We start from the raw sequence: 13,247 nt of genomic DNA on the forward strand, positions 1-13,247 counted from the left end.
AGCGCGACCCCGAACGCGCCACCCGCCGCGCGGTCAACGCGCTCAACCAGCTCGGCTACACCGTCACCCTCAACCCGCTGCAAGGCACGGCCTGACCAGCCAGAGCCAGGACACCCGACGACCGCCACGGCCACCGGGCACTCAGACCTGCCCCCACCCACCCTGACCTGCTGCTATTTACGCGTCAGAGCGCCGTACCCGGGAAAACACAAGACCGGATGCACCTGTCGGTCCCGGTTCGCGCGGGTCATCCTGGAACGGCGGGCCCGCCCGGGGCCGCGCCCCGCGGAAGGAGCCCCTGTGGACGGCTGGTACGTCGACGACCGCTGTACCGACTGCGACGTCGCCCGGCAGCTCGCGCCGGACCTGATCGACGAGGAGAACGGCACGTCCCGGATCGTGCGGCAGCCCGAGACCGAGGAGGAGAACCGGCGTCTGCACGCGGCCGTCTTCGCCTGCCACACCCGTTCGATCCGCCCCACCACCGGGCAGGCCGACCAGGCGCTCGACCCGTTCCCCCTGGCCCTGGACGACGGCGTGCTGCTGTGCGGCCACAACTCGCGGCGCACGGCGGCCGCCAACTCCTATCTGCTGTGCCGGCCCGACGGCACCCGGATGATGGTCGACACCCCTCGCTGGAGCCCCGCCCTCGCCGACCGGTACACGGCCCGGGGCCGGATCACGGACGTACTGCTCACCCACCGCGACCACGCCGCCCACGGCCGCCGCTACGCCGACCACCTCGGCGCCCGGCTGTGGATCCACGAGGGCGACCTCGACGCCGCGCCCGACGCGGACCAGGTGATCCGGGGCCGTGAGCCGGTGGAGATCGGCCCGGGGGTCACCGTGCACCCGCTGCCCGGCCACACCCGGGGCAGCGTGCTCTACCTCGCGGACGACCGGTACTGCTTCAGCGGCGACAGCTTCTACTGGTCGCGCTCGCTCGGCGACCTCGCCGTCGCGGACAGCGTGACCTGGTACTCCATCGAGGAGTTGGCCGCCTCCCTGGCGCGTACGGCGGACCGGTTGCGCTTCGAGTGGGTCCTGCCGGGCCACGGCGACCGCAGGCACCTGCCCGCCGACGAGATGTCCCGCCGCCTGCGCGCCCTGACCGAGCGCACGCGCTCCCTGCGCCCGCGTCCCGTCGACTTCACGGCCGTACGGTGGTGAGGAGGCGGTGACGGGCCGCCGGCCGGCCACCCGGAGCCTTCCGGGAGGCCGGAGCGGGCCCGCGAGACCGGAACCCGGCCGGGCCCGGAGGTCCGGGCGCCCGGGGGCGCCTCGCCGCCGTCTCACCGCCCGCGCGTCTCCAGTTCCTGCTCCGGTTCCTCCCGCGTGGCCCGCAGCCGTTCGTCGCACCACCGCCTGGCCGCGGCGGAGACCTCGGCCAGCGCGCGCGGGTCCTCGAAGAGATGGGTGGCGTCGGGTACGACGTGCAGTGCGTGCGCGGCCCGCAGCCGCCGGGCCGCGTCCTGGTTCAGCCGCAGGATCTCGTGGTCCTGCCCGCCGACGACCAGCAGCACCGGCGCCCGGACCTGCTCCAGCGCGTCGCCCGCCAGATCGGGCCGTCCGTCCCGGGAGACCACGGCCAGGACGCGGTCGGGCCGCTCGGCGGCGGCCGTCAGCGCGGCGGCGGTGCCGGTGCTCGCGCCGAACAGCACCACCGGCGTCCCCCGGGTGTCCGGCTGCTCCGCGAGCCAGTCGATCGCGCCCACCAGCCGGTGCGCGAGGAGCGGGATGTCGAAGCGGTGCTCCGCGTTCAGCGCGTCGTGGCGCTCCTCCCGCTCGTTGAGCAGATCGAGCAGCAACGTGCCGTACCCGGCCGTGCGCAACTCGGCGGCCACGGTCCGGTTGCGGGTGCTGTGCCGGGAGCTGCCGTTGCCGTGCGCGAAGAGCACGACCGCGCGCGAGGGCGCCTGGACCACGAGGTCACCGTGGAGCGCGGCGTCGTCCATGCGGACGAGAACCATCTCGGAGATCATCGGCCTCCACCCTTCCCGGGGCGCCGTTCCCGCCGAGCGATACGGCCCGGATGTCCCACCTCCCATGATGCCCACGGGACCCGGCCCCCGGCACCCGCAGGACCGGTCCCTGCGGGGACCGGCGTCACCAGCCGGTCAGCAGCAGATGATTGACGAGCAGCGCGAGCACGGCCTGGGCGGCGAGCCAGGGACGGGGGCGGGGGAGCAGGGCGCAGGCGGGCAGCAGCCACAGCGCGAAGGGCAGCCAGATCCGCTCGGTCTCGGCCTTGCTCATGCCGGACAGGTCGGCCACCAGCACGGCGAGGAGCACGGCCCAGACGAGGAGGGCGAGCCGGGCCCGGGAGCCGGTGCGGCGGTGGAGGAGCACGGCGCCGGTACGGCGCAGGCCCGCCGCGGTGGCCGGGCCGGCGATGACCGCGGCGCAGGCGAGATCGGCCCACACCCAGTAGCCGTAGGGCCGGATGCCGCCCACGCCCTGGTAGTAGCGGATCGTCAGGAGCCGGTAACCGTGCCACCAGTCGAAACCGGCGAGCGTGAACACCGCGGGGAACACGGCGAGTCCGGCGAGCAGGGGCAGCAGCAGGACGGGTCTGGCGCGTAGTTCGCGGCGGGCGAGGAGGAGCACCGCCACGCCGGCGAGGGCGAAGAGCGTGAGGCCGTACGAGAGGTAGCAGGTCAGCCCGAACAGCAGGCCCGAGCAGGCGGCCGCCCAGGGGGAGGGGCGGGTCAGGGCGAGGGCGAGCAGGGCCACGGACCAGGCGGCGACCGCCGCGAAGTAGCCGTCGGCGGAGACGCCCTGCCACACCGCGGCCGGGGCCAGCACCGTGAACGGGGCCGCCCGCCGCGCGAGCGCCTCGCCGGCCAGGGCGCGCACGGCGATCAGCACCGCCACGCATCCGCTCGCGCCGACGACCACGCAGAACATCCCGGCCCAGCCGCCGCCCCGCAGCCCGATCCGGTCGAGCAGCACGAAGGTCAGCGTGGCGGCCGGGGGGTGCCCGGCGACATGGGCGGGCCAGGGGTGGGGGGTGCCGCTGACGATGTGCCGGGTGAAGTCGTGCAGGGTGGCCGGGATGTCATGGAACCGGCCGATCACCCGGAGGTACTCCTCACGGGAGGTCAGCCGGCCCGCGACACCCCGCTGCCAGCCGTCCACCAGCGCCAGCGAGACGATCCACGCCAGCGCGGTCCCCCAGGCCGCCGCGAGCAGCCCGCGCCAGGGCAGCCGGGCCGCCAGCGCGGGACCGAGGGACACCGTCGCCGCGGCCACGGCCAGTGCGGCGGGGGTGCCGGGACCGAGGTGCGGGTCCCAGTCGGCGAACAGCGGGGGCCAGTGCACGAACAGCGTGCGGTGGACCTGCTGGATATGGCGGCCGACCACGACGGCCGCCGTCACCAGCAGGACGGCGGCAGCGGCGGCGTACAGATCGCGGCGCGTGGCACGGGCGGCGCCGGCGGGATCCGCGGCACTGTCCGGCGCGAGGTCTCGGTGGAGAGAACGGGTCACACCGGAACGCTAGGCCGCACGGGCGGTACCGGGCCGCCGTCCGGGCCGGACGTCAGGGTTTCGTCACCAGTCGTACCGCCTTTCCCGGAGGTCCCGCGGCTTACGGTCAGGACATGCGTGACCAAGACCGCCTCCCCACCTCACCGGGATTCTGGCGCAGCCCCCTGCGCGGCCCGTGGTTCACCTCGGTGCTCGGCCTCGTCCTCCTCGTCGGCATCACCGTGCTGTTCGTGACCGGCCTGGTGTCGTACGCCGCCTACAACCCGGGCCTGTCCCGGGTCAACGACACGACGCCGGACAAGGGCCTCCTGGGCTTCTACCTCTTCGCGTGGCCGACCGGCCCGGTCTGGCTGTACCGCCTCACCCAGGGCGTCCACGTCACCCTGGGCATCACCCTGATCCCCGTCCTGCTGGCCAAGCTGTGGTCGGTGGTGCCCAAGCTGTTCGCCCTGCCCCCGGCCCGCTCCGTCGCCCACGCCCTGGAACGGATCTCCCTGCTGCTGCTGGTCGGCGGCGGCCTGTTCGAGTTCACCACGGGCGTGCTCAACATCCAGCTGGACTACATCTTCCCGGGCTCCTTCTACCCGCTGCACTTCTACGGCGCCTGGGTGTTCTTCGCGGCCTTCCTCGCCCACGCCGCGCTGAAGACACCCACGGCGCTGCGCGCCGTCCGAGGGCGGCTGCGCGACCGACCCGGGGAAGGCGCCGCACCGGAACCGGACACCCTGACCTCCCCGCGTCCCGATCCGCCCACCGTCTCCCGGCGCGGCGCTCTCGGGCTGGTCGGCGGCGGCTCGCTGCTGCTGTTCCTGACCACGGTCGGACAGAGCCTCGGCGGACCCTTCCGGCGCACCGCCCTGCTCGCACCGCACGGCACGGCCGATCCGAACGGCGGACCCAACGGCTTCCAGATCAACAAGACCGCCGCGTACGCCGGGATCACCGCGGCCGACACCCACGAGGACGCCTGGCGGCTCGTCGTCACGGGCCGCACCGGCACCGTCCGTCTCAGCCGGGCCCAGCTGCTCGAACTGCCCTTGTACAGCGCTTCGTTGCCCATCGCCTGTGTGGAGGGCTGGTCGACCGCCGACCAGTGGTGGCGGGGGGTACGGCTGCGCGACCTCGCCGCGCTCGTCGGCTACGAAGGCGATCCGCCGGACGTGCTCGTGGAGTCCCTGCAACGCCACGGCGCCTTCCGCCGCGCGGCCCTGCGCGCAAACCAGGTGGCCGATCCGCGTTCCCTGCTCGCCCTGTACGTCAACGGCGAGGAACTGTCGCCCGACCACGGCCACCCGGCGCGTGTCATCGTGCCCGCCGCACCCGGTGTGCTCAACACCAAATGGGTGGCCCGACTGAGCTTCGGAGCCCTGTGATGATCCCTCGCCGGATGCGCGTTCCGCTCGGCAGCCCCTTCCAACTGCTGCTGCTCGGCTGCTCGTTCGCGCTGGCCGCGTACGCCGGGGTCCGGCTGCTGGCCGGTGACTGGTTCGGGGTGGCGCTGTGGATCGTGGGCGCCGCCCTGCTGCACGATCTCGTGCTGGTGCCCCTGTACGCGGCGGCCGACCGGGCGGTGACCCACGGTCTCACGACGGTCGGACGGCGCGCCTGGACCCTCTACGTCCGGGTCCCGGCCGCGCTGTCCGCTCTCCTGCTCCTCGTGTGGTTCCCGCTGATCAGCGGGCGGGTCGCCGAGCGCTACCGGCTGGCGACCGGCCTGTCCCCGGACGGCTTCCTCACCCGCTGGCTGCTGATCACCGCCGTGCTCTTCGGCGGTTGTGCCGTGCTGCTGGCGTGGCGGGTGCGCAGGGCGGCGAAGCACCGGCCGTCGGCGCTCCACTGAGCGACGCGCCGCCACCCGGCCCCGCGCGCACGGCGCAGCAGGGCCGGGGTGCCGAGCCGGGCCCACGGGAACGGGGCGCCGCGGCCCTGCGGGCCGGCGGTCACGTCGACCACCTCGACCTGGGCGCGTTCGTCGACATCGACCGGCGCGGTCTCCGCGATCAGCAGGCCGCCCGGCCGCAGCAGCCCGGCCACCCGCCCCAGCAGCGCGGCCGGGTCCCCGCCGATGCCGATGTTGCCGTCCATGAGCAGCACGGTGTCCCAGTGGCCCTCGCCGGGCAGCGCCTCGAACACCGAGCGGCGCAGCACCGGACCGCCGAGCCCGGTGGTGTGCTCCACCGCCGCGTCGCTGACGTCGATGCCGAGCACGGTACGGCCCCGGGCGGCGAGTTCCGCCACCAGCCGGCCGGGCCCGCAGCCCACGTCCAGCACGGCGCCTTCACAGCGGTCCAGCACCGCGAGGTCGACCGGATCGGGCCGGCCGCACCAGCGCTCCACCTCCAGCGGCAGCAGCCAGCCGTCGGTACGGCGCAGGAACAGCGGGCCCCGGCCGGTGCGCAGCGCCGTGGCGTACGGGTCGGCGGCGGCCCAGGCGACGGAGCCGCTCATCGGGGCAGCCCCGGGGCGCAGCGGGCCAGCCGCTCGGCGAACCGGCCGTGCGGGGCCAGCCCGGCGACCGCATGGGCGTCGGCGGCGACATCGACGTCCCGCAGCCGGGGCAGCTCGCGCACCCGCAGCCCGGCGGCGGTCAGCCGCGCCCGCTGCGCGGCGCCGGTGCCGGGCGTCGACATGGGCACGCCGCGCAGCAGCGCCGGATCGGGCTCGGCCAGCCCCAGCGCCCAGAACCCGCCGTCCTGCGCCGGGCCCAGCCACGCGTCACAGTCCGCGAAGTCCACGGTCAGCAGCTCGGGCGTGACCTGCGGGGTGTCCATGCCGATCAGCAGCGCCGGGCCGGGGCAGCGCGCGAAGGCGTCCGCCAGCCGCTCGTCCAGTCCGCCCGCGCACTGGGGTACGACCTCGAAGCCCGGCGGCAGCCAGGCTCCCGGTGCCCCGTCCAGTACCAGGACCCGCCGGGACGCGGGCGTCCGCGCCACCGCGTGCAGGGTGTCACGAAGCGCCGCCTCGGCGAGCTCGGCCGCCTCCCGAGGGGTGAACGGCGGCGTCAGCCGGGTCTTGACCCGCCCCGGGCGGGGTTCCTTGGCGATGACGAGCAATGTGGTCACTGTGCCGTCCTCTCCCGGGCCGGGGCCTCGGTCAGCACCCGGCGCATGTCGCGCACCGCGTGCCAGGTGCCGGTCCAGGTGCCCGTCACCTTGGAGGCACCGGTGCGCGGGAGGTACGGCACATCCCGCTCGGCGATCCGCCAGCCGGCGTCGGCGGCGCGTACCACCATCTCCAGCGGGTACCCGCTGCGCCGGTCGGTGAGACCCAGCCCGAGCAGCGCCTCGCGCCGGGCGGCACGCAGCGGCCCCAGGTCGTGCAGCCGCAGACCGGTGCGGTGCCGCAGCATCCGCGCCAGCGCGAGGTTCCCGGCCCGCGCGTGCACCGGCCAGGTGCCCCGGGCGACCGGGCGCCGCCGGCCCAGCACCAGATCGGCCGTCCCCTCGTGGATCCGCTGCACGAAGGGCACGAGCAGGGCCGGGTCCAGCGAGGCGTCGCAGTCGCAGAAGCACACGATGCCGGCGGTGGCGGCGGTCAGCCCGGCATGGCACGCGGCGCCGAAGCCGCGCCGCGGCTCGTCCACCACGGTCGCGCCCAGTGCTCGGGCGATCCGGGCCGAGCCGTCGCGGGAGCCGTTGTCGACGACGAGAGCACGCCAGCCCGCCGGGATCCGGCCGAGCACCCAGGGCAGGGCCTCGGCCTCGTCCAGACAGGGCAGCACCACGTCGACGTCCGAAGAAGAGATCGTCATGGCTCTCACCCTACGAACGCGAACCGGGCATAACGGACTTCCGGTCCTTACGAAACGCGGACACCGAACCCGCCGCCGTACCCCCTGACCGCGGGCGGTGGGACGCTTGGGGCATGCGATCGCAGTACGAGCCCCACCGGGCCACCACCACGGACGACCCGGTACGAGACCGAGACCGGGACGGAGCCCGCGCCCGGGTCCTCGTCGTGGACGACGACCCCACCGTCGCCGAGGTGGTCGCCGGATACCTGGACCGGGCCGGCTACGCGGTCGACCGGGCCGACGACGGCCCGGCGGCGCTCGGCCGCGCCGGCGCCCAGTGGCCCGACCTCGTCGTGCTCGACCTGATGCTGCCGGGAATGGACGGCCTGGAGGTGTGCCGGCGGCTGCGGGAGCGGGGAGCCGTGCCGGTCATCATGCTGACCGCGCGCGGCGACGAGGACGACCGCATCCTCGGCCTGGAGGTCGGCGCCGACGACTACGTCACCAAGCCCTTCAGCCCCCGCGAGCTCGTCCTGCGCGTGGAGTCCGTGCTGCGTCGCAGCCGCCCCGCCGCCGACGCCGGGCACCGGCTGGCCGCGGCCGGTCTCTCGGTCGACCCGGAAGCCCGTCGCGCCACCAAGAACGGCGCTGAACTGGCGCTCACCCTCAGGGAGTTCGACCTGCTCGCCTTCTTCCTGCGCCATCCCGGCCGCGCGTTCGGCCGGGAGGACCTGATGCGGGAGGTGTGGGGCTGGGACTTCGGTGACCTCTCGACGGTGACGGTGCACGTGCGCCGGCTGCGCGGCAAGATCGAGGACGACCCGGCCCGGCCCCGGCTGATCCGGACCGTGTGGGGCGTCGGCTACCGCTTCGAGCCCGGCGGGGCGGTGGACTGACCGTGCACGCCACCCTTGTCATGGCCCTCTACGCCTTCGCCGGCGCCGCCGCCACCGGCCTCGCCGGAGCCTGCGTCCTGCGGCTGATCCGGCGCCGCTCGCTCACCTCCTCCCTCGCCGTGGTCGCGGCCGTCGGTGTGGTCGCCATGCTCGCCGGCACCCTCGCGGTCGCCTGGGCGATGTTCCTGTCCCCGCACGACCTGTCCGTGGTGACCACCGTCGTCGCCATGGCCGCCGTGGTCTCCCTGGCCACCGCGCTGCTGATGGGCCGCTGGGTGGTCGCCCGCAGCCGCGAACTCACCGACGCGGCCCGCTCGTTCGGCGACGGCGGGGCCTTCGCCGTGCCCCCCGCACCGGCGACCGCCGAGCTGGAGGCCATAAGCAGGGAGCTGGCCGCCACCAGCGCCCGGCTCGCCGAGTCCCGGGAACGGGAGCGCGCGTTGGAGACCTCGCGGCGCGAGCTGGTCGCCTGGATCTCGCACGACCTGCGCACCCCGCTGGCCGGACTGCGGGCCATGGCCGAGGCCCTGGAGGACGGCGTCGCCGCCGACCCGGACCGCTATCTGAAGCAGATCCGCGCCGAGGTTGAACGCCTCAACGACATGGTCGGCGACCTTTTCGAACTCTCCCGGATACACGCGGGCACCCTCTCCCTGAGCCTGTCCCGGATCTCCCTGTACGACCTGGTCGGCGACGCCCTGGCCGGCGCCGACCCGCTGGCCAGGGAGCACGGGGTGCGGCTGGTGGGGGAGCGGGTCGAACCCGTGCCGGTGGAGGTCGACGGCAGGGAGATGAGCCGGGTGCTCGGCAACCTGCTGGTCAACGCGATCCGCCGGACGCCTGCCGACGGCACGGTCGCGATCGCCGCCGAACGCACCGACGAGGGCGTGGTGCTGTCCGTCACCGACGGCTGCGGGGGCATCCCCGACGAGGACCTGCCGCGCGTCTTCGACACCGGCTGGCGCGGCACCGACGCCCGGACGCCCCCGGCGGGCGCGGGTCTCGGCCTCGCCATCGTCCGCGGCATCGTGGAGGCGCACCGGGGCCGGGCCTCCGTGCGCAACATCGCGGGCGGCTGCCGCTTCGAGGTCACGCTGCCGGCGGCGCCGTAGCGGGCGGCTCCCGGGGCGCGAAGCCCCGGGAGCCCCCGGAGGTCATCCCTCCCGCAGCCCGGCCCGCGCGAACTCCCGCATCCCGTCCTCGAAAGCGACCTGCGGCTTCCACCCCAGCTCGGCCCGCAGCCGCCCGGAGTCCGCGGTGATGTGCCGTACGTCCCCCAGCCGGTACTCCCCGGTGACCACCGGCTCCGGGCCGCCGCACGCCTCGGCCAGCGCCCGCGCCAGCTCGCCGACGGTACGGGGCTCACCGCTGCCGGTGTTGTACGCGCTGAGCGCGCCCGGCGCGGACTCCGCCTCCAGCGCCGCCACGTTCGCCGCGGCCACGTCCCGGACGTGCACGAAGTCCCGCCGCTGGCCGCCGTCCTCGAAGACCCGGGGAGCCTGTCCGCGGGCGAGCGCGGAGCGGAAGAAGGAGGCGACACCGGCGTAGGGGGTGTCGCGGGGCATCCGCGGGCCGTACACGTTGTGATAGCGCAGGGAGACCGCCGTACCGCCCGTGGCCCGGGTCCAGGCGGCGGCCAGGTGCTCCTGGGCGAGCTTGGTCGCCGCGTACACGTTACGGGGGTCGGCCGGGGCGTCCTCCCCGACCAGGCCGGGGGACAGCCCCGCCCCGCACGCCGGGCAGCGGGGCTCGAACCGGCCCGCGTCCAGGTCGGCCACGGCGCGCGGGCCGGGCCGTACGACACCGTGGCGCGGGCAGGTGTACCGGCCCTCGCCGTAGACGACCATGGACCCGGCGACCACCAGGTGCCTCACGCCCGCCTCCGCCATCGCGGCGAGCAGCACGGCCGTCCCCAGGTCGTTGCGCGAGACGTACTCCGGGGCGTCGGCGACGCCGTCGCCGAGCCCGACCATCGCCGCCTGATGGCACACGGCGTCCGCACCGGCCAGCGCACGCGCCACCGCCCCGGGGTCCCGGACGTCCGCGCCGGGGTCCGTGCGGACGTCGTACACCACCGGCTCGTGACCGCGCGCCCGCAGCGCCTCGACGACATGAGAACCGATGAACCCGGCACCGCCGGTGACCAATACGCGCATACGGCCACGCTAGTCGCGGCCGGCGCCGCGCCCCCGCCGCGGGCGGGTCATGTCACGACTCCGTAAGACGCCGGAGCCGCTCAGCCGATGCAGAGCACCAGCACGCAGAGCTGTTCCGGCGAGGTCGACGCGCGCGCCGGGGGCGGGGCGGCGGCCGTGCTCCGGCCGGTGCCGCCGGTGGTGGAGGCGGGCGCGGGGGTGGCCGGCGCGGCGGATACGGGAGAGCCGGTGCCGCCGGTCGCGGGGGCGGCGGCCGTCGTGCTCCGCGGCTGCCGCGCGGTGGCGGGCCGGGCCTGGGGGACCGGAGTGACGGGGGCGGCGGAGTCCGGGCGGGGGTCCGGGGCTGCCGCGCGGTGGTGGGTCGCGAGGGTCTGCCGGACGGTGCCCGTGCCGCCCGGTGTCCCGGCCGTGCGGGCCGGACGGTGGGCCGGGGGCGTACCGGGCGTGGCCGCCGGGTCGGGGGCCTGACCGGGCGCCTCGTCCTGTGGCGCGCCGCTCATGCTCCGGTCGTCCGGCGGCGCGGACGCCTGTGCCCGGTCGGCGGTGTGCCGGTCCATCGAGGCGACGGTCAGCCCGCCCCCGACGAGGGCCACGGCGGTGGCGACCACGGCCCGGCGCTGGTTCTTCTTCCAGCGCGCCCGCTGCCGCCGTCGCGCCGCCCGGCCCTCTCCCGCGGACGGCGCGTCCGCGACGTCGGCGGAGGTGTGTGCGACCGGGTCCGGCTCATCCGGGAACGAGTCCGGGGCCGTTCCGGACTCCCGGCCGGGCCGGGGCACTTCGGTCATCGCGGCGCGCGCCGGCGACCCACCGGCGCCGGGGGCGACGTCCGGGGCGCAGGCGCCGCAGCCGGGGCACACCAGCGCGCCGTTGAGGTGCCGACGGCACCCGGAGCAGTAGTCCATCTGCGTCTTCCGGTCTTCCCTGTTCGACTGCGCCATCGGCCCGTCCGGGCCACGGCCTGGTCACGTTCGTACGGAGGATCGAGCGGCCAGTCACGCTAACGGGGCTTTCGAAAGGCTGTGTGCAGTCGGTGTGTCGCTCCTGCGCAGATTCGCCGGGAGCCGTGCGCCGGGGCCGGGGCCCGGCGCGAGCGCCCCGCCGCCGGGACCGGAGGGGCCCCGGCACGGTGGCGTCCACCGTGCCGGGGCGCGGGGGTCAGTCGGTCGTCAGCAGGCGCCGTACGACGTAACCGGCCGAGTCCACGCCGGAGGTGCCGCCCTCGACCAGAGCCGCGACCGCGATGTGCGAGTCGTAGGCGGTCAGCCAGCCGTTGGTGTGGTCGCCCTCCTCGGCGGTGCCCGTCTTGGCGCCCACCCCGGCGAGGCCGGCCAGGCGCGGCGCGGCGGTGCCGCCGGTGGCGGTCGCGCGCATCATCGACCGGAGGTAGCCCGCGGTGCGGGGCGTGATGGTCCGCGGCGCGCTCGTCTGCTGCTGCCCCGGCACGATGATCGGCTGCCGGAAGCCGCCGGCCCGCACGGTGGCCGCCACGGAGGCCATGAACAGCGGGGTGGCGGAGACCCGCCCCTGTCCGATGAACTGGGCCGCCTGGTCGCCGCCCTGGGCCTCCACCGGAATGCTCGGGTCGGTGGTGGCGACCCCGCCGCCGATGGACCAGCTGCCCATGCCGAAGACGTTCACGGCCTCGTCGTGCAGGGCGGAGGCGTCACCGTCGTGCACGAGGTAGTGGAAACCGTCCTTGATGAAGGAGGTGTTGCACGACACGGCGAAGGCCTGCGCCAGGGTGGACCCCGGATTCGCCTTCACCCCCGAGTCGTTGTGGAACGTCTGGCTGTTGGCCGTCAGGGAGTCGGTGCACGGCGCCGCACTGGCGGGGGTGAGGCCCGCCTTGTCGAACAGGGCCGCCGACGTGATGATCTTCATGGTGGAGCCGGGGGACTTGATGCCGTTGATGGCGATGTCCCCGTCCGCGCCCGTGTGCGCGACCGCCAGGATGTGCCCGTCGCTCCAGTCGACGGCCACCGTGCCGGCGGGCCTGCCGGCGAGGTGCGGGTCCTTCACCGCCTGCTCCGCCGCGGCCTGGAGCCGCGCGTCGATCGTGGTCCTGATGACCGGAGCGCTGCCCTTCTTGAACGTCTTCAGCGTCTTCACGCCCGCTCCGTCGGCGTCCACGACGGCCACGCCGGTACCGGGACGGCCGCCGGTGGCCTTGCCGTTCTTCCGGATCGTCGCCGCGATCTCCCGCAGCGAGTCGAACCCCGACAGGTCCGTCTTGCCGTCGTCGGCCACCACCTTCGCGTCGACCGAACCCGCGGGCAGCGTGCCCGCGGTCAGCGACTGGCCGTCCCCGAGACCCGGGTACAGCACCGAGTTGTTCCAGTGCACCGCCGTCGCCCCGTTGTCGCTCTTGCGCACGGCCACCGCGCTCGGATAGCTCCAACTGCCGCCCGCCACTCGCGCGGTGACGGTGAAGGTGACCTTGGTCGCCCCGGGGGTCACGCTCGACGGACCCGCCGGGAGAACGTTGTCGAACGTCACCTTCTCCAGACGCAGCCCCTCCTTGTACTGCCGCAGCGCCAGGGTCGCCGCGTCCGGCTCGTCGGTCTCCGCGGCCGCCGCGCCGACGTTCTGCCCGGACCAGTGGTCCAGGAAGGCACGGGTCAGCTTCACCGCCTCGGTTCCGGAGGGCGGTGTGGTCGACGCCGCCGACGGATCGAAGCCCGTGTCCTGCGTCCGGTTCCCGGCCGTACCGCCGGTCAGCCCGTGCAGGAGGTTGTAGGTGCCTATCCCCCCCAGAACGAGCAGGGCGGTGGACGTACCGGCAATGCCGATCTTCACAGCTCTGTTCATGCGCTGGATCGTATGTACGTTCCATGAAGTGACGAGACGGCTACAACGGGATCGTTACCTGAATGTCAATACGGACTGCTCAAAAATCCGGCGTGAGCCGACGCGTCGCCCCGGTGGGACCGCCGTCCTCGGGGCTCCGACGGTTAAACCGTCCGATACTGGTGT

The 13,247-nt window shown here is 74.9% G+C and carries 12 protein-coding genes; 4 read left to right on the plus strand and 8 right to left on the minus strand.

From position 1 onward, the window contains the following. The first annotated feature begins 300 nt into the window (after positions 1–300). A complete protein-coding gene (locus VT52_RS05885) occupies positions 301–1,170 on the plus strand; it encodes an MBL fold metallo-hydrolase (protein WP_046420005.1) in 870 nt (289 codons plus the stop codon). Positions 1,171–1,292: 122 nt separating this feature from the next. Here the strand turns inward: VT52_RS05885 and VT52_RS05890 are convergent, their stop codons facing one another. Then, on the minus strand, positions 1,293–1,982 hold the full coding sequence (locus tag VT52_RS05890) for a dienelactone hydrolase family protein (protein WP_046420008.1): 690 nt from the start codon (positions 1,980–1,982) through the stop codon (positions 1,293–1,295). A 124-nt stretch (positions 1,983–2,106) separates the two neighbouring features. Further along, positions 2,107–3,408 (minus strand): hypothetical protein, encoded by a 1,302-nt coding sequence (locus tag VT52_RS05895; RefSeq protein WP_046420073.1) that lies wholly within the window; start codon positions 3,406–3,408, stop codon positions 2,107–2,109. Between the two features lie 194 nt (positions 3,409–3,602). On the opposite strand from VT52_RS05895, the gene VT52_RS05900 reads away from it, so the two are divergent. Continuing rightward, a complete protein-coding gene (locus VT52_RS05900) occupies positions 3,603–4,862 on the plus strand; it encodes a molybdopterin-dependent oxidoreductase (protein WP_079174862.1) in 1,260 nt (419 codons plus the stop codon). Positions 4,863–5,184: 322 nt separating this feature from the next. Here VT52_RS05900 and VT52_RS05905 read toward each other — a convergent pair whose 3' ends face one another. The 3 genes from VT52_RS05905 to VT52_RS05915 are packed head-to-tail and all read right to left on the minus strand — an operon-like array spanning position 5,185 to position 7,240. After that, positions 5,185–5,937, minus strand: a complete 753-nt coding sequence (locus VT52_RS05905) for a class I SAM-dependent methyltransferase (protein WP_046420010.1) — start codon at positions 5,935–5,937, stop codon at positions 5,185–5,187. Then, the gene (locus VT52_RS05910) at positions 5,934–6,551 is read right to left on the minus strand and encodes a TIGR04282 family arsenosugar biosynthesis glycosyltransferase (protein ID WP_046420011.1); all 618 of its coding nucleotides are present in this window, start codon (positions 6,549–6,551) and stop codon (positions 5,934–5,936) included. Before VT52_RS05910 ends, VT52_RS05905 begins: the two co-directional genes overlap by 4 nt. Then, positions 6,548–7,240, minus strand: a complete 693-nt coding sequence (locus VT52_RS05915) for a glycosyltransferase family 2 protein (protein ID WP_206306445.1) — start codon at positions 7,238–7,240, stop codon at positions 6,548–6,550. The genes VT52_RS05910 and VT52_RS05915 overlap by 4 nt, the downstream gene beginning before the upstream one ends. A gap of 113 nt (positions 7,241–7,353) precedes the next feature. Here VT52_RS05915 and VT52_RS05920 point away from each other — a divergent pair, with 113 nt between their 5' ends. After that, complete coding sequence (locus tag VT52_RS05920) at positions 7,354–8,118, plus strand: response regulator transcription factor (protein WP_240509651.1); 765 nt, start codon at positions 7,354–7,356, stop codon at positions 8,116–8,118. A gap of 20 nt (positions 8,119–8,138) precedes the next feature. Next, positions 8,139–9,230, plus strand: coding sequence for a sensor histidine kinase (locus VT52_RS05925; protein ID WP_046420079.1), 1,092 nt, complete (start codon positions 8,139–8,141; stop codon positions 9,228–9,230). Positions 9,231–9,272: 42 nt separating this feature from the next. On the opposite strand, the gene VT52_RS05930 is transcribed toward VT52_RS05925, so the two are convergent. The 3 genes from VT52_RS05930 to VT52_RS05940 all read right to left on the minus strand — a co-directional run bounded on the left by VT52_RS05930 (position 9,273) and on the right by VT52_RS05940 (position 13,082). After that, a complete protein-coding gene (locus tag VT52_RS05930; RefSeq protein WP_046420016.1) occupies positions 9,273–10,274 on the minus strand; it encodes an NAD-dependent epimerase/dehydratase family protein in 1,002 nt (333 codons plus the stop codon). 80 nt (positions 10,275–10,354) lie between these two features. After that, a complete protein-coding gene (locus tag VT52_RS37800) occupies positions 10,355–11,212 on the minus strand; it encodes an SCO2400 family protein (protein WP_167377657.1) in 858 nt (285 codons plus the stop codon). Positions 11,213–11,429: 217 nt separating this feature from the next. Continuing rightward, complete coding sequence (locus tag VT52_RS05940) at positions 11,430–13,082, minus strand: penicillin-binding transpeptidase domain-containing protein (RefSeq protein WP_046420020.1); 1,653 nt, start codon at positions 13,080–13,082, stop codon at positions 11,430–11,432. Positions 13,083–13,247 lie beyond the last annotated feature (165 nt).

Origin of the sequence: Streptomyces malaysiense (genome assembly GCF_000980885.2) — a bacterium.
Classification (GTDB): domain Bacteria; phylum Actinomycetota; class Actinomycetes; order Streptomycetales; family Streptomycetaceae; genus Streptomyces; species Streptomyces malaysiense.

Coding starts and splice junctions, on each gene's coding strand:
- VT52_RS05890 (WP_046420008.1), bottom strand. CDS start 1,982: ATGATCTCCGAGATGGTTCTCGTCCGCATGGACGACGCCGCGCTCCAC.
- VT52_RS05900 (WP_079174862.1), top strand. CDS start 3,603: ATGCGTGACCAAGACCGCCTCCCCACCTCACCGGGATTCTGGCGCAGC.
- VT52_RS05905 (WP_046420010.1), bottom strand. CDS start 5,937: ATGAGCGGCTCCGTCGCCTGGGCCGCCGCCGACCCGTACGCCACGGCG.
- VT52_RS05915 (WP_206306445.1), bottom strand. CDS start 7,240: ATGACGATCTCTTCTTCGGACGTCGACGTGGTGCTGCCCTGTCTGGAC.
- VT52_RS05920 (WP_240509651.1), top strand. CDS start 7,354: ATGCGATCGCAGTACGAGCCCCACCGGGCCACCACCACGGACGACCCG.
- VT52_RS05925 (WP_046420079.1), top strand. CDS start 8,139: ATGGCCCTCTACGCCTTCGCCGGCGCCGCCGCCACCGGCCTCGCCGGA.
- VT52_RS05930 (WP_046420016.1), bottom strand. CDS start 10,274: ATGCGCGTATTGGTCACCGGCGGTGCCGGGTTCATCGGTTCTCATGTC.
- VT52_RS37800 (WP_167377657.1), bottom strand. CDS start 11,212: ATGGCGCAGTCGAACAGGGAAGACCGGAAGACGCAGATGGACTACTGC.
- VT52_RS05940 (WP_046420020.1), bottom strand. CDS start 13,082: ATGAACAGAGCTGTGAAGATCGGCATTGCCGGTACGTCCACCGCCCTG.